Origin of the sequence: Pseudescherichia sp., assembly GCF_031979925.1 — a bacterium.
GTDB lineage: Bacteria > Pseudomonadota > Gammaproteobacteria > Enterobacterales > Enterobacteriaceae > Pseudescherichia.
Genome location: NZ_DALZFB010000002.1, coordinates 178,980 through 195,485 on the forward strand (window position 1 = coordinate 178,980; position 16,506 = coordinate 195,485).

Annotated in this window: 13 protein-coding genes; 8 read left to right on the plus strand and 5 right to left on the minus strand. The window is 55.0% G+C overall.

Annotation, left to right across the window (positions count from 1 at the left end):
* The first annotated feature begins 24 nt into the window (after window positions 1-24).
* On the plus strand, window positions 25-1,317 hold the full coding sequence (serS, locus tag RTM13_RS04230; protein WP_312210395.1) for a serine--tRNA ligase: 1,293 nt from the start codon (window positions 25-27) through the stop codon (window positions 1,315-1,317).
* Window positions 1,318-1,383: 66 nt separating this feature from the next.
* Here serS and ycaC read toward each other — a convergent pair whose 3' ends face one another.
* Complete coding sequence (ycaC, locus tag RTM13_RS04235; RefSeq protein ID WP_312211007.1) at window positions 1,384-2,016, minus strand: isochorismate family cysteine hydrolase YcaC; 633 nt, start codon at window positions 2,014-2,016, stop codon at window positions 1,384-1,386.
* Between the two features lie 313 nt (window positions 2,017-2,329).
* Here ycaC and RTM13_RS04240 point away from each other — a divergent pair, with 313 nt between their 5' ends.
* On the plus strand, window positions 2,330-3,478 hold the full coding sequence (locus RTM13_RS04240; RefSeq protein ID WP_312210396.1) for an MFS transporter: 1,149 nt from the start codon (window positions 2,330-2,332) through the stop codon (window positions 3,476-3,478).
* 52 nt (window positions 3,479-3,530) lie between these two features.
* Here RTM13_RS04240 and pflA read toward each other — a convergent pair whose 3' ends face one another.
* The 4 genes from pflA to ycaO all read right to left on the minus strand — a co-directional run bounded on the left by pflA (window position 3,531) and on the right by ycaO (window position 9,813).
* On the minus strand, window positions 3,531-4,271 hold the full coding sequence (pflA, locus tag RTM13_RS04245) for a pyruvate formate lyase 1-activating protein (RefSeq protein ID WP_312210397.1): 741 nt from the start codon (window positions 4,269-4,271) through the stop codon (window positions 3,531-3,533).
* A gap of 185 nt (window positions 4,272-4,456) precedes the next feature.
* Window positions 4,457-6,739, minus strand: coding sequence for a formate C-acetyltransferase (gene pflB / locus RTM13_RS04250; protein ID WP_312210399.1), 2,283 nt, complete (start codon window positions 6,737-6,739; stop codon window positions 4,457-4,459).
* Between the two features lie 51 nt (window positions 6,740-6,790).
* Entirely contained in the window at window positions 6,791-7,648 is an 858-nt protein-coding gene (gene focA / locus RTM13_RS04255; protein WP_141092946.1) for a formate transporter FocA, read from the minus strand.
* Window positions 7,649-8,046: 398 nt separating this feature from the next.
* Complete coding sequence (ycaO, locus tag RTM13_RS04260) at window positions 8,047-9,813, minus strand: 30S ribosomal protein S12 methylthiotransferase accessory factor YcaO (protein WP_312210403.1); 1,767 nt, start codon at window positions 9,811-9,813, stop codon at window positions 8,047-8,049.
* A 138-nt stretch (window positions 9,814-9,951) separates the two neighbouring features.
* Between ycaO and RTM13_RS04265 the strand changes: the two genes are divergently transcribed.
* The 6 genes from RTM13_RS04265 to ihfB all read left to right on the plus strand — a co-directional run bounded on the left by RTM13_RS04265 (window position 9,952) and on the right by ihfB (window position 16,337).
* Window positions 9,952-10,644, plus strand: a complete 693-nt coding sequence (locus RTM13_RS04265; protein WP_312210405.1) for a DUF421 domain-containing protein — start codon at window positions 9,952-9,954, stop codon at window positions 10,642-10,644.
* Between the two features lie 161 nt (window positions 10,645-10,805).
* Complete coding sequence (gene serC, locus RTM13_RS04270) at window positions 10,806-11,894, plus strand: 3-phosphoserine/phosphohydroxythreonine transaminase (RefSeq protein WP_312210407.1); 1,089 nt, start codon at window positions 10,806-10,808, stop codon at window positions 11,892-11,894.
* 68 nt (window positions 11,895-11,962) lie between these two features.
* Window positions 11,963-13,246 (plus strand): 3-phosphoshikimate 1-carboxyvinyltransferase, encoded by a 1,284-nt coding sequence (gene aroA / locus RTM13_RS04275; protein WP_312210409.1) that lies wholly within the window; start codon window positions 11,963-11,965, stop codon window positions 13,244-13,246.
* Between the two features lie 184 nt (window positions 13,247-13,430).
* On the plus strand, window positions 13,431-14,114 hold the full coding sequence (gene cmk / locus RTM13_RS04280) for a (d)CMP kinase (RefSeq protein WP_312210411.1): 684 nt from the start codon (window positions 13,431-13,433) through the stop codon (window positions 14,112-14,114).
* A gap of 136 nt (window positions 14,115-14,250) precedes the next feature.
* Window positions 14,251-15,924, plus strand: a complete 1,674-nt coding sequence (rpsA, locus tag RTM13_RS04285) for a 30S ribosomal protein S1 (RefSeq protein WP_312210412.1) — start codon at window positions 14,251-14,253, stop codon at window positions 15,922-15,924.
* A 125-nt stretch (window positions 15,925-16,049) separates the two neighbouring features.
* Window positions 16,050-16,337 (plus strand): integration host factor subunit beta, encoded by a 288-nt coding sequence (gene ihfB / locus RTM13_RS04290; RefSeq protein ID WP_103819646.1) that lies wholly within the window; start codon window positions 16,050-16,052, stop codon window positions 16,335-16,337.
* Window positions 16,338-16,506 lie beyond the last annotated feature (169 nt).

Consider the following 16,506-nt stretch of genomic DNA (forward strand, 5'->3'; position numbering starts at 1 on the left):
CAATTCGATAAGCACAGGATAAGCATGCTCGATCCCAATCTGCTGCGTACCGAGCCAGACGCAGTCGCAGAAAAACTGGCACGCCGGGGCTTTAAGCTGGATGTAGATAAACTGCGCGCTCTTGAAGAGCGTCGTAAAGTTTTGCAGGTCAACACGGAAAACCTGCAGGCGGAGCGTAACTCGCGATCGAAATCCATTGGCCAGGCGAAAGCGCGTGGGGAAGATATTGAGCCGTTACGTCTGGAAGTGAACAAGCTGGGTGAAGAGCTGGATGCAGCCAAAGCCGAGCTGGAAACGCTGCTGGCGGAGATCCGTGACATCGCGCTGACCCTGCCGAACCTGCCGGACGACTGTGTGCCGCTGGGTAAAGACGACAGCGAAAACGTGGAAGTTAGCCGCTGGGGTGAGCCACGTAAGTTTGATTTTGAAGTCCGCGATCACGTTACGCTGGGCGAGATGGCTAAAGGCCTCGACTTCGCTGCGGCGGTGAAGCTGACCGGCTCCCGCTTTGTGGTGATGCAGGGGCAGATTGCCCGCCTGCACCGCGCCCTGAGCCAGTTTATGATCGACCTGCATACCGAACAGCACGGGTACATTGAGAACTATGTGCCGTACCTGGTCAACCAGGATACGCTGTACGGTACCGGCCAGCTGCCTAAATTCGGTGGCGATCTCTTCCATACGCGTCCTCTGGACGAAGAGGCAGAGAGCAGCAACTACTCGCTGATCCCGACTGCGGAAGTACCGCTGACCAACCTCGTGCGTGACGAGATCCTCGACGAGGAAGCGCTGCCGCTGAAGATGACGGCCCATACGCCGTGCTTCCGCTCTGAAGCAGGCTCCTACGGTCGTGACACTCGCGGCCTGATCCGTATGCACCAGTTTGATAAAGTTGAGATGGTGCAGATCGTGCGTCCGGAAGACTCCATGGATGCGCTGGAAGAGATGACCGGCCACGCTGAGAAGGTGTTGCAGCTGTTAGGCCTGCCGTACCGTAAAGTGCTGCTGTGCAGCGGCGACATGGGCTTTGGCGCACGCAAAACTTACGATCTGGAAGTGTGGCTGCCGGCGCAGGATACCTACCGTGAAATCTCCTCCTGCTCTAACTGCTGGGATTTCCAGGCGCGTCGCATGCAGGCTCGCTGCCGCAGCAAAGCCGACAAGAAAACTCGTCTGGTGCATACCCTCAACGGTTCTGGTCTGGCGGTAGGGCGTACCCTGGTCGCGGTGCTGGAGAACTACCAGCAGGCCGATGGACGCATTGAGATCCCTGCGGTGCTGCGTCCGTACATGAAAGGTCTGGAGTACATCGGCTAAACGATGAACCAGAGTTAAAAAAAGCGCCTGCGGGCGCTTTTTTATTATGGTTTAGCGTGCCCAGGCCTATGACGCTTTGCCTTTGGTTAAGATATCGTAGCTGGTCATCAGGTTACGATAGTCGGGTATATGATTGGAGAAGAGCGTCGCCAGCCCCTCTACGTCGTTGCGCCAGTCGCGATGCAGCTCACAGGCCACGCCAAACCACGTCATTAGCTGCGCTCCGGCCTGGGTCATGCGATCCCATGCAGCCTGGCGGGTTAGCTCATTAAACGTCCCTGAGGCATCGGCAACCACAAAGACATCAAACCCCTCCTCAATGGCAGAGAGCGCCGGGAACGCCACGCACACCTCAGTTACCACGCCCGCAATAATCAACTGCTTCTTGCCGGTTGCACGGACGGCATTAACAAAGTCTTCATTATCCCAGGCATTAATATTGCCGGGCCTTGCAATATAGGGGGCATCGGGAAACTGCGCTTTTAGCTCCGGAACAAGCGGGCCGTTAGGACCGTTTTCGAAGCTGGTGGTGAGAATAGTGGGAAGGTTAAAGTATTTTGCTAAATCACCTAGCGCGAGAACGTTATTTTTAAATTTATCAGGTTCAATATCCCGCACGAGAGAGAGTAAACCGGCCTGGTGATCGACTAACAGAACCGCAGCATCGTTTTTATCGAGACGAACATAAGGTTTGGTCATCATCTTCTCCTTTAGAGAGTGAGTTTTTATACCAAAAGCCGTGCAGATGCGTTGTCTTTCACAAAATAGCATACCGAAAAAAAACGCTGCTGGAACCATGAAATTTTTCGACTAAGCGCAGCGTGGGGATTTTTATTATCTATCAATAAAACAAAGAGTTGAGTTGCAACCCTCATGTTATTTCGCGAGCGATAATCAGTATTTCAAATCGATCGCTCGAAAAGGGCATGGCACGGCCATTCAGGCCGATTGACAATGTTTTTGCCGGTGGCATGATGCGCTCGAAATCAGAACTTCCTCACGGTTTATATCCATGCCTATCTATACCCGCCCGGTGCTAATGTTGCTCTGTGGGCTGCTGTTGTTGACTCTGTCAATCGCGACGCTAAATACGCTCGTGCCGCTTTGGCTCGCCCATGAAAACTTGCCGACGTGGCAGGTAGGTATGGTTGGCTCCGCCTTTTTCACCGGCAACCTGTTGGGCACGCTGCTCTGCGGACGCCTGATCAAACGCTTCGGCTTCAACCGCAGCTACTATATCGCCTCGCTGATTTTTGCCGCTGGCTGCGTCGGGATGGGCCTGATGGTGGGCTTCTGGAGCTGGATGGTATGGCGGTTTGTAGCCGGTGTCGGCTGCGCGATGATCTGGGTCGTGGTAGAGAGCGGCCTGATGTGCAGTGGCACCTCCCGCAACCGTGGCCGCCTGCTGGCTGCCTATATGATGATCTACTACGTCGGCACGGTACTGGGCCAGCTGATGGTCAGCAAACTGCCGACCGGGCTGATGCAGGTTCTCCCGTGGGCTACCGCGCTGATCCTGGCCGCTATCCTGCCGCTGCTCTTTACCCGCATCGTCAACGAACATAGCGAGCATCAGGAGGCGACGACGATGTGGCCGATGCTGAGACTGCGCCAGGCGCGTCTGGGCGTTAACGGCTGCGTCATTTCAGGGATTATTCTTGGCTCGCTGTATGGTCTGATGCCGCTGTGGCTGAACCATCACGGCGTCAGCGATGCCGGGATCGGCTTCTGGATGGCGGTGCTGATCAGCGCCGGTATTTTCGGTCAGTGGCCGGTGGGCAAGCTGGCGGACCGCTTTGGCCGCCTGCTGGTGCTGCGTGTGCAGGTCTTTGTGGTGATCGTCGGCTGTCTGGCGATGCTCGGTAACGCCGCGATGGCACCAGCGCTGTTCGTACTGGGTGCGGCTGGCTTTACGCTCTACCCGGTAGCGATGGCCTGGGCCTGTGAGAAAGTGGAGCCGCATCAGCTGGTGGCGATGAACCAGGCGCTACTGCTTAGCTACACCGTGGGCAGTCTGCTGGGGCCGACCCTGACCTCGATGCTGATGCAGAGCTATTCCGACAACCTGCTCTTTGTCATGATTGCCAGCGTGTCGTTTATCTATCTGATGATGCTGCTGCGCAAAGCGGGCCAGCATCCAACGCCTGTGGCGCACGCCTAAACTCTTTTGCCCGGTGGCGCTACGCTTACCGGGCCTACATGACGTGATTGCGTTAATACATCACCTTGTGGCCGTACTGCTCAAGGATGCCTTTCACGCGGTCCATGGTCTCTTTCTTCGGCGGATGAACGCCGTCAAGCTTGTACTCTTCGCCCATTGCTACCCATTTGTGCTTGCCCAGCTCGTGATAGGGCAGCAGCTCGATCTTCTCAACGTTGCCCATATCGCGGGTAAACTCACCCAGGCGGTGCGCCGAGTCGTCATCGTCTGACCAGCCCGGTACCACGACGTAGCGGATCCAGACGTTAACGTTCTTCTGTGACAGATACTGAGCGAACTCCAGCGTGCGGTGGTTCGAGACGCCAACCAGGTTCTGGTGGATCTCATCGTTCATCTGTTTGAGATCGAGCATCACCAGGTCGGTGACTTCCAGCAGCTCGTCGATGACCGGATCGTAACGGCGTACGAAGCCGTTGGTGTCCAGACAGGTGTGAATGCCCTCCTGATGGCAGGCGCGGAACCAGTCGCGCACAAACTCAGCCTGCAGGATAGCCTCACCGCCGGACGCCGTTACGCCGCCGCCGGAGGCGTTCATAAAGTGGCGATAGGTCACGACCTCTTTCATCAGCTCTTCAACGGTGATCTCTTTGCCGCCGTGGGTGTCCCATGTATCACGGTTGTGGCAGTAGAGGCAGCGCATCAGGCAGCCCTGAAAGAAGGTGATAAAACGGATCCCCGGGCCATCAACTGTGCCACAGGATTCAAAGGAGTGAATGCGACCGATAACTGACATTGCGAGGTTCTCCGGATATGGCCCGTCCCGGGCCTGTATTTGCACAGCTTTCCGCTATGTTTAAGTCTGTTTTGCCAGCGGCCCCGGGCAGGACAGTTGGCAAAGCAGGCTCGTAGGAGAGGGCGCGTTTACTAAAAAGGCCCCACGATCGTGGAGCCTTTATTGTACGCTTTTTCAGTCAACCATTACATGGTTTGCGTGAAGGTACGGGTGATAACGTCCTGCTGCTGTTCTTTAGTCAGGGAGTTAAAACGTACCGCGTAACCGGAAACACGGATGGTCAGCTGCGGATATTTTTCCGGGTGCTCCATCGCATCAAGCAGCATTTCACGGTTCATTACGTTGACGTTGAGGTGCTGACCGCCTTCAATGGAGGACTCATGGTGGAAGTAACCATCCATCAGGCCTGCCAGGTTGGTTTTACGCACTTCATCGTCTTTACCCAGCGCGTTCGGCACGATAGAGAAGGTGTAGGAGATACCATCTTTAGCATAGGCGAACGGCAGTTTTGCAACGGAGGTCAGAGAGGCAACGGCACCTTTCTGGTCACGACCGTGCATTGGGTTAGCACCTGGGCCAAACGGCGCACCAGCGCGACGACCATCCGGGGTATTACCGGTTTTCTTACCATACACGACGTTAGAGGTGATGGTCAGAACGGACTGGGTCGGGATAGCGTTGCGGTAGGTGGTCAGTTTCTGAATTTTCTTCATGAAACGTTCAACCAGGTCAACCGCCAGGTCATCAACGCGTGAATCGTTGTTACCAAACTGCGGGTATTCACCTTCGATTGCAAAGTCAGTCGCCAGACCGTCTTCATCACGAATCGGTTTTACTTTCGCATATTTGATAGCAGACAGGGAGTCAGCCGCAACGGACAGACCAGCGATACCACAGGCCATGGTGCGGATAACGTCACGGTCGTGCAGCGCCATCAGAGAAGCTTCGTAGCTGTACTTGTCGTGCATGTAGTGGATGATGTTCAGAGCAGTCACGTACTGTTTAGCCAGCCAGTCCATGAAGTGATCCATGCGATCCATAACTTCGTCGAAGTTCAGAACATCGCCTTTGATCGGTTCAGATTTCGGACCTACCTGGATTTTCAGTTTTTCATCAACGCCGCCGTTGATAGCGTACAGCATGGTTTTCGCCAGGTTAGCACGCGCGCCGAAGAACTGCATTTGCTTACCAACAACCATCGGGCTTACGCAGCAAGCGATAGCGTAGTCGTCGTTGTTGAAGTCAGGACGCATCAGGTCATCGTTTTCATACTGCAGGGAGGAGGTGTCGATAGAGACCTTCGCTGCGTATTTTTTGAAGCCCAGCGGCAGTTTTTCAGACCACAGTACGGTGATGTTCGGCTCCGGAGACGGCCCCATGGTGTACAGGGTGTTCAGGAAACGGAAGCTGTTTTTGGTAACCAGCGTACGGCCATCAACGCCCATACCGGCGATGGATTCGGTTGCCCAGATCGGGTCACCGGAGAACAGCTCATCGTACTCAGGAGTACGCAGGAAGCGAACCATACGCAGCTTCATGACCAGGTGGTCAATCATCTCCTGCGCGTCCTGCTCGGTAATTTTACCGGCTTTCAGGTCACGTTCGATGTAAACGTCAAGGAAGGTAGAGACGCGGCCGAAGGACATGGCGGCACCGTTCTGGGATTTCACTGCGGCCAGGTAGCCGAAGTAGGTCCACTGAACCGCTTCCTGAGCAGTGGTCGCCGGACCGGAGATATCACAGCCATATTTTGCTGCCATCTCTTTGATCTGGCCCAGTGCACGGTGCTGCTCGGAGATCTCTTCACGCAGACGGATAGTCGCTTCCAGATCTTCGCCGTTTTCCAGTTTCTCTTGCAGAGAGACGAACTGGGCATATTTGTCTTTCATCAGGAAATCGATGCCGTACAGCGCAACGCGACGGTAGTCACCGATGATACGGCCACGGCCGTAGGCGTCCGGCAGACCGGTCAGCACGCCGGACTTACGGCAGTTCAGGATATCTTTGGTGTAGACATCAAAAACGCCCTGGTTGTGGGTCTTGCGGTATTCAGTGAAGATCTTTTTCAGCATCGGGTCCAGCTCGCGGTTGTACGCTTTGCAGGAACCTTCAACCATTTTGATACCGCCGAACGGGATAATGGCACGTTTCAGCGGTGCTTCAGTTTGCAGACCAACGATTTTCTCCAGCGCTTTGTTGATGTAGCCAGCGTCGTGAGAGGTGATGGTGGAAGCAACAGAGGTGTCGAAATCAACTGGCGCATGGGTGCGGTTCTCCAGCTTGACGCCTTCCATCACTTTGTCCCACAGCGTGGTGGTAGCTTCAGTTGCACCGGCCAGGAAAGATTCGTCGCCCTCGTAAGGAGCGTAGTTTTTCTGGATAAAGTCACGGACGTTGACCGCTTTCTGCCAGTCACCTTCAACGAAACCTTCCCATGCTGTGGCTAACTTTTCATTAAGCTCGGACATGTAACACCTACCTTCTTAAGTGGATTTTTTATTTACTGCCTGGGACAGCCATCAATGATGGTTATCGCCACGCAGGTAAATGACCCAGTATGTCAACCCAACCAGTAAACCCCCACCAATAATGTTCCCAATTGTAACGGGTATCAGGTTATCGGTAATGAAGTTCATCACGGTCAGATGAGAAAAATTGTCTGGAGATGAACCGACTGCGGTCCAGAACTCCGGCGTAGCAAAATCACGAATCACGATACCCAGCGGGATCAGGAACATGTTTGCAATACTGTGCTCAAAGCCGCTGGCAACAAACATGGCGACCGGCAGAACCATAATCATGGCTTTGTCCATCAGGCTGCGGCCTGAGTAGCTCATCCACACGGCCAGACAGACCATCAGGTTTGCCAGAATGCCGAGGGCGACGGCCTCAATAAAAGTATGGTGCATTTTGTGGTCAGCGGTTTGCAGGACGTTAAGCCCCCAGCCGCCGTTAGCGGTCATGTACTCACCAGAGAGCCACATCAGCAGCACAAAGAGCAGACAGCCAACCAGGTTGCCAACGTAAACGTTGATCCAGTTGCGTGCCAGCTGGCCCCAGGTAATTTTGCCGCTGGCCTTTGCCACCACGATAAGTACCGTCGAGGTAAAGAGATCCGCACCGCAGATAACGCACAAAATCAGGCCCAGTGAGAAGCAGATCCCGCCAATCAGTTTGGCAACGCCGTAAGGCATCGCGGCCGTACCGGTGGTGGAGGTAATATAGAAAACGAAGGCGATGGAGATGAACACCCCGGCGGTGATTGCCAGGAAGAACGTCGTCATCGGACGCTTTGTCGCTTTATAGACACCCGCCTCTTCGGCAACTTTTGCCATCGCAGGGGGAAGTATCAAATCAAAAGGGTTGTCAGCTTTCACACTAACTCTCTCTTCATTAAGTTGGCGATGAGATACTAACAAAGCATTATAGGAGAGAACTTGATATGGATCATATCTCGCCCGTCTTATAACCTCTTTGATGCTGTGGTCTTAGGTGTTTTTATTGATAACTTATTGATGTTTAAAGTATAAATATATTTTAAAAATTATAAAATCTTTTGAATATTTTTTTGTTGTCGTCGCTGGTGCGTTAATTACAATGGAGTAATTCTGCCAAAAAGTAACAATATGTCTGAGTATTAATAAACAATATTACTTATGAGTAACCTAATTATTACATTTATAATTCTTTGCCAATATATATGAAAAACGGGGCAATGAAATTGCCCCGTAATATAGCCTGGCTGCCGCAATACGCCTACAGCTTATAGTGTTATTTACGCTTCTTTTGGCCAGAAAGCCTGCTTCGCTCGCTGCAGCTTCTCATAGGCTGCCAGCAGGGAGCGGTGAGCCGGGAACGCCTCCAGCGTACCGTCTGCCGCCTGGAGACCATAGAACGGCGCTTCACCGCTCATTGCCGCGCTGGCTGCCTCAACGGCCTCAGCGCCATACATACGGACAAAGGCGTTGAGATACTGCAGCGGCTGGCGATCCTCTTCCTGCGCCAGCAGCAGCAGAGTCTGCAGGCAACGGTAGTAGTTCGCACGCGCTGGAGTAAACACGGAGGCGTTGAACTCCATCGTCCACTCGGTCCAGATCAGGGCCTGATCGAGATCGCCACCCGCCAGGGCCAGCATCGCCTTCAGCTCGCCAATACGCAGGGTGTACCAGCCGTTGTCTTTGCCAGTGGCAATACCCAGCAGCTCGCGCACGCGGGTAAAGTCATCGTGGCCCTCTTCGTCCAGCTGGGCGATGAGATCGAGGTAGGCCTCTTTCTCCCACTCGCTGCCCGGCAGGGCAAGAATGGTTTCGCGCAGATGGCTGCCCATGCTGTTGTTTGCTAGCCAGAGATCCTCTGCCGGATAGATGTCGGACATACCCGGCACGATAATACGGCAGGCGTAGACGCTCAGGTGCTCGTAGTCGGCGATGTAGACCTCTTTGTCCTCGGCACGGAAGATCGCCATCAGGGTGGCGAACTCCTCTTCGGTCGTACCAGAGAAGCTCCAGTCTACGAACGGATAGTCGGCGTCCTGCTTGAACATATCCCAGGAGATCAGGCCGCTGGAGTCGATAAAGTGAGTCTCCAGGTTGGCGTGCTCGGCCACCTCTTCATCATCAAAGGTCGGCGGGGTAAAGACATCGAGATCCTTCAGGCCACGGCCCTGCAGCAGCTCGGTCACGGTACGCTCCAGCGCCACGCCAAAGTCCGGGTGTGCGCCGAAGGAGGCGAAGCAGGTGCCGTTAGCCGGGTTAAACAGCACGACGCAGATCACCGGGTATTTGCCGCCCAGCGAGGCGTCGTAGGCAAAGATTGGGAAACCTTCCGCTTCCAGGGTAGCAATGGACTCCACCACGCCTGGGTAGCGGGCCAGCACCTCCTGCGGGATCTCCGGCAGGCTGATGCTCTCGGCAATGATACGGTTCTTAATGTGACGCTCAAACACTTCCGACAGGCCCTGCACGCGGGCTTCGTTGCGGGTATTACCAGCAGACATGCCGTTGGAGACGTAGAGGTTGCCGACGATGTTCATCGGAATGTAGACCGTCTGCTGATCGGACTGGCGGGTAAACGGCAGACCGCAGATGCCGCGATCTTCGTTGCCGGACTGCAGGTCAATTAGCATACCGGCGGCCAGCTCGCCTTCCGGATCGTAAAACGCGCGCAGGCGGGCATCGAGGATGCCTTCCGGCAGAGAATCATCTTCCGGCAGCGGGAACCACTTCTCGTTCGGATAGTGAACAAACGGGCCGTTAGCGATCTCATCGCCCAGCCAGAAGTCAGCAAAGAAGTAGTTGGTAGAGAGACGCTCGAAATACTCGCCGAGGGCGGAAGCCAGCGCGGCTTTTTTGGTTGCGCCTTTACCGTTGGTAAAGCAGAGCGCACAGGCTTTATCGCGGATATGCACGGACCAGACGTTAGGCACCGGGTTCAGCCAGGAGGCCTCTTCAATATCGAAGCCAAGATCGAGCAGTTTCTGCTGGAAGCGAGCGATGGAGTCTTCCAGAGCGGCATCTTTGCCGGGGATAAATGTTTGCGTCATGAGCGTCACTTTATTCGTACGGAAAGCGCGCAATGATACGGGTTTTAGCTGAACGGCGCTATCTTCCTGCGCCAGAGGACGAAAATAAAAGCGCGAGCTATGCTTGTAGAAACTAACGTCCTGTTTAGGAACAAGAAAATGAAAGCTTTCGATTTACAACGCATGATGCTGGACAAGGCGCCGCTCGACTTTCTGGGAGAGGTTGCGCTGCGAAGTCTCTACACATTTATCCTCGTTTTTCTGTTCCTGAAGATTGCCGGGCGGCGCGGCGTGCGCCAGATGTCGCTCTTCGAGGTGCTGATCATTCTGACCCTCGGCTCGGCGGCCGGGGACGTCGCTTTCTATGACGACGTGCCGATGCTGCCGGTGCTGGTGGTCTTTATCTCGCTGGCGCTCTGCTACCGGCTGGTGATGTGGCTGATGTCCCACAGTGAGCGGCTGGAGGATCTGCTAGAAGGTAAACCGATTATCATTGTGGAGGAGGGCGAGCTGGCGTGGGACAAACTGAGAGCGGCTAACCTCACCGAGGTAGAGTTCTTTATGGAGCTACGGGTGAACGGCGTAGAGCAGCTGGGGCAGATTCGGCTGGCCATCATGGAGACCAACGGACAGATCAGTACCTACTACTACCGCGATGAGGAGGTGCGCCCAGGGCTTTCGCTGTTGCCGGCGGGGCTTGTGCCGCGCTTTATGGTCGTGCCGGAGACGGGCGACTACGCCTGCGTAAAATGCAGCGAGGTCATTGCGATGCAGGCAGGAGAGAAACAACCCTGTCCACGCTGCAAAAATCCAGAATGGACGAAGGCCAGTCGGGCAATTCGCATCACCTGACAGGGTTTTTCGCCACCGCCGCAGAACGCCGCAAAATATTCTGCTATGTGACTGAGCGCACATTTCTTCCCGTCGCCGGAATACCCGTTGCGGCGGGTGACGCGCAATGGTACAACCGATGTCACAGGAATAACTTATTGCTTTCAGCGTGGTGAGAGGAAATGACACAGGTCTTTAATTTTAGTTCTGGTCCGGCGATGTTGCCGACAGAGGTGCTTAAGCAGGCTCAACAGGAGCTCTGCGACTGGCAGGGTCTTGGCACATCGGTCATGGAGATTAGCCACCGCGGTAAGCCATTTATCCAGTGCGCAGAAGAGGCGGAGCAAGATTTTCGCGATCTGTTAAGCATCCCTGAGAACTATAAGGTTCTGTTCTGCCACGGCGGCGGCCGCGGCCAGTTTGCGGGCATACCGCTAAACCTGCTGGGCGACAAAACCACGGCAGATTACGTTGACGCCGGTTACTGGGCCGCCAGCGCGGTAAAAGAGGCGCACAAATACTGCACGCCAAACGTTATTGATGCCAAAGTGACCGTTGACGGCCTGCGCGCCGTTAAGCCGATGAGTGACTGGCAGCTCTCCAGCGATGCGGCGTATCTCCACTACTGCCCGAACGAGACCATCGACGGTATTGCCATCCATGAAGAGCCGAACTTTGACGAGAGCGTCATCGTCACGGCGGATCTCTCTTCGACTATTCTCTCAGCGCCGCTTGACGTCAGCCGCTACGGCGTGATCTATGCCGGTGCGCAGAAAAACATCGGCCCGGCCGGCCTGACGCTGGTGATCGTTCGTGACGATCTGCTGGGTAAAGCCCACAAATCCTGCCCGTCGATTCTCGATTACAGCGTGCTGAACGACAATGACTCCATGTTCAACACCCCGCCGACCTTCGCCTGGTACCTCTCAGGCCTGGTGTTCAAGTGGGTGAAGCAAAACGGCGGCGTTGCGGCAATGAATGCTATTAACCAGCAGAAAGCCGAGCTGCTGTACGGCGTTATCGACGGCAGCGACTTCTACCGTAACGACGTGGCGGTAGCGAACCGCTCGCGCATGAACGTGCCGTTCCAGCTGGCAGACAGCAAGCTCGACAGCCTCTTCCTGGAGGAGTCCTTCGCTGCCGGCCTGCACGCGCTGAAAGGCCACCGCGTGGTAGGCGGGATGCGTGCCTCCATCTATAACGCGATGCCGCTGGCAGGCGTTAAAGCGCTGACCGATTTCATGATTGACTTCGAACGTCGCCACGGTTAATCGCGCTGTTTTCACCCCCGCACCTCTGCTGCGGGGTTTTTATTATGTTGAGTTGAGAGTTAAGTTTCATGGAATCCCTGACGTTACAACCTATCGCGCGAGTAGACGGCACCATTAATCTGCCAGGTTCTAAAAGTGTCTCGAACCGCGCTCTGCTGCTGGCAGCGCTGGCAAATGGCACTACGGTCCTCACTAACCTGCTGGACAGCGATGACGTGCGCCATATGCTCAATGCGCTGAAAGCGTTGGGAGTTCGTTACACGCTCTCTGACGATCGCACCCGCTGTGAAGTGACCGGCAACGGCGGCGCGTTACGGTCGGCTGAAGAGCTTGAGCTGTTCCTCGGCAATGCCGGTACGGCGATGCGTCCGCTAGCCGCTGCGCTCTGTCTGGGAAGCAGCAAGATTGTGCTGACCGGCGAGCCGCGTATGAAAGAGCGTCCAATTGGCCATCTGGTGGATGCGCTGCGTCAGGGCGGCGCCCAGATCGACTATCTTGAGCAGGAGAACTACCCGCCGCTGCGCCTGCGCGGCGGCTTTACCGGCGGCCAGGTGGCCGTGGACGGCAGCGTCTCCAGCCAGTTCTTAACCGCGCTGCTGATGACCGCGCCGCTGGCCTCTCAGGACACCGAAATCTCCATCAAAGGCGATTTGGTGTCGAAGCCCTATATCGACATCACCCTGCACCTGATGAAGACCTTTGGCGTTGAGGTAGAGAACCAGCAGTACCAGCGCTTTGTGGTACGCGGCGGGCAGCAGTACTGCTCCCCAGGCCACTACCTGGTTGAGGGCGATGCCTCATCGGCCTCCTATTTCCTCGCGGCGGCGGCCATTAAAGGTGGAACCGTTAAGGTAACCGGCATCGGGCGCAACAGCGTGCAGGGTGATATCCGCTTTGCTGACGTGCTGGAGAAGATGGGCGCGATCGTGACCTGGGGCGAGGATTACATCGCCTGCACCCGCGGTGAGCTGAAGGCTGTCGATATGGATATGAACCATATCCCGGATGCGGCAATGACCATCGCCACCGCCGCGCTGTTTGCCAGCGGCACGACTACCTTGCGCAACATCTATAACTGGCGCGTGAAAGAGACCGACCGTCTGTTTGCCATGGCGACCGAGCTGCGCAAGGTTGGCGCGGAGGTGGAAGAGGGCGAAGACTATATTCGCGTCACGCCGCCTGTGAAATTGCAGTTCGCGGAAATTGGCACCTACAACGATCACCGGATGGCGATGTGCTTCTCGCTGGTGGCGTTGTCAGACACGCCGGTCACTATCCTGGATCCAAAGTGTACTGCGAAAACCTTCCCGGACTATTTCGACCAGCTGGCGCGTATTAGCACCTTAGCATGATTATCTCTGCCGCATCCTCCGATGCGGCATTTCCTTACGCTTTCTCACACTCATCCTCGCCCATTTCTTCTACACTCAGTCTCATAAATTCCGTTATTTACACGCAAAGATAACAGTTGCGTACGTTGGCGCGTATAATGCGCGGCGTTTACGTTCATGGTAAGCCTTTAATAAGGAGAAAAAGATGGCGGCAACTGCCCCGGTAATCACCATTGATGGGCCAAGTGGTGCAGGCAAAGGGACGCTGTGCAAGGCGATGGCAGAAGCGTTGCAGTGGCATCTTCTCGACTCGGGAGCAATCTATCGCGTGCTGGCGCTGGCTGCGCTGCATCATCACGTGGACGTCACTTCGGAAGAGGTGTTGGTCCCGCTGGCTGCCCATCTTGACGTCCGCTTTGTATCCACCGACGGCAGGCTGGAGGTGATCCTTGAGGGCGAAGACGTGAGCGGTGAAATCCGTACCCAGGAGGTGGCCAATGCCGCGTCTCAGGTCGCCGCATTTCCCCGCGTGCGTGAAGCGCTGCTGCGCCGTCAGCGGGGGTTCCGTGAGCTGCCGGGCCTGATAGCCGACGGTCGCGATATGGGTACGGTTGTGTTCCCGGACGCGCCGGTGAAGATTTTCCTCGATGCCTCCTCGGAAGAGCGCGCGCATCGCCGCATGCTGCAGTTGCAGGAGAAGGGCTTTAGTGTTAACTTTGAACGCCTTTTGGCCGAGATCAAAGAACGCGACGATCGCGATCGTAATCGCCCTGTAGCGCCGCTGGTCCCTGCTGCCGATGCATTAGTTCTGGATTCCACCAGTTTAAGCATTGAGCAAGTGATTGAAAAAGCGTTACAATACGCGCGCCAAAAGTTGGCTCTCGCTTAAAGCGACCGAATTTGCAGTACCCGAATTATACGGTAAGTAGGTAGTACCCCCGCTGCAACGGAGTGACAGTGGGTATGTGAAACAACCCCATCCGGCATGGAGCCAGGTGGACGTTATATTAACCTGAAGATTAAACATGACTGAATCTTTTGCTCAACTCTTTGAAGAATCCTTAAAAGAAATCGAAACCCGCCCGGGTTCCATCGTTCGTGGTGTTGTTGTTGCTATCGACAAAGATATCGTACTGGTTGACGCCGGTCTGAAATCCGAGTCTGCCATTCCGGCTGAGCAGTTCAAAAACGCCCAGGGCGAGCTGGAAATCCAGGTTGGTGACGAAGTTGACGTTGCTCTGGATGCAGTAGAAGACGGCTTCGGTGAAACCCTGCTGTCCCGTGAGAAAGCTAAGCGTCACGAAGCCTGGATCACGCTGGAAAAAGCATACGAAGACGCTGAAACTGTTACCGGTGTTATCAACGGCAAAGTTAAAGGTGGCTTCACTGTTGAGCTGAACGGTATTCGTGCGTTCCTGCCAGGTTCCCTGGTTGACGTGCGTCCGGTACGCGATACGCTGCACCTGGAAGGCAAAGAGCTTGAGTTCAAAGTGATCAAGCTTGACCAGAAACGCAACAACGTTGTTGTTTCCCGTCGTGCGGTTATCGAGTCTGAAAACAGCGCAGAGCGCGATCAGCTGCTGGAAAACCTGCAGGAAGGCATGGAAGTTAAAGGTATCGTTAAGAACCTCACTGACTACGGTGCATTCGTTGATCTGGGCGGCGTTGACGGCCTGCTGCACATCACTGACATGGCATGGAAACGCGTTAAGCACCCAAGCGAAATCGTGAACGTTGGCGACGAAATCACTGTTAAAGTGCTGAAGTTCGACCGCGAGCGTACCCGTGTATCCCTCGGCCTGAAACAGCTGGGCGAAGATCCGTGGGTAGCTATCGCTAAACGTTACCCGGAAGGCACCAAGCTGACCGGTCGCGTAACCAACCTGACCGACTACGGCTGCTTCGTTGAGATCGAAGAAGGCGTTGAAGGCCTGGTGCACGTTTCCGAAATGGACTGGACCAACAAAAACATCCACCCGTCCAAAGTTGTTAACGTTGGCGACGTAGTGGAAGTGATGGTTCTGGATATCGACGAAGAACGTCGTCGTATCTCCCTGGGCCTGAAACAGTGCAAAAACAACCCATGGCAGCAGTTCGCGGAAACCCACAACAAGGGCGACCGTGTTGAAGGTAAAATCAAGTCTATCACTGACTTCGGTATCTTCATCGGCCTGGACGGCGGCATCGACGGCCTGGTTCACCTGTCTGACATCTCCTGGAACGTTGCAGGCGAAGAAGCAGTTCGTGAATACAAAAAAGGCGACGAAATCGCTGCGGTTGTTCTGCAGGTTGACGCAGAGCGCGAGCGTATCTCCCTGGGCGTTAAGCAGCTGGCAGAAGATCCGTTCAACAACTACGTTGCCCTGAACAAGAAAGGCGCAATCGTAACCGGTAAAGTGACTGCAGTTGACGCGAAAGGCGCAACCGTAGAGCTGGCCGACGGTGTTGAAGGCTACCTGCGCGCTTCTGAAGCTTCCCGTGACCGCGTTGAAGACGCAACTCTGGTTCTGAACGTTGGCGACGAAGTTGAAGCTAAGTTCACCGGTGTTGATCGTAAGAACCGCGCCATCAGCCTGTCTGTTCGTGCTAAAGACGAAGCTGACGAGAAAGATGCAATCGCTTCTGTTAACAACAAACAGGAAGAAGGCAACTTCTCTAACGCTATGGCTGAAGCATTTAAAGCAGCGAAAGGCGAATAAGTTACCCTCGGGTAGCTTGACAGGAGTGCTTTTTAATCCTGTAATCAATAACAAAGGGCGGCTACGGCCGCCCTTGTTTAATCTGCCGCTAGTGAATATTCCTGATTAAGGAAACCGGAGGAATCATGACCAAGTCAGAATTGATCGAAAGACTTGCAAGCCAACAATCTCATATTCCGGCTAAGTCTGTAGAAGACGCCGTGAAAGAGATGTTGGAGCATATGGCCTCGACCCTGGCCCAGGGTGAGCGCATCGAGATCCGCGGTTTCGGCAGCTTCTCTCTGCACTATCGGGCACCTCGCACCGGGCGTAACCCAAAAACTGGCGATAAAGTGGATCTGGAAGGCAAATATGTCCCGCACTTTAAGCCGGGTAAAGAACTTCGCGACCGCGCCAACATTTACGAAGGGTAGGTTTTGCGCCGCAGCGGCGAAGACGTACTTCTCTGAAGAGAGCACCTGCGGGTGCTTTTTTCATTTCTCGCTCCCACGATTTCTCTCTCTTTCTGAAGCCGCCTCGTAAAACTGCAAAGCTCATACCGACAGCACCGTCCGGTGCCTGCATAATCGCGGCACAAGGAGG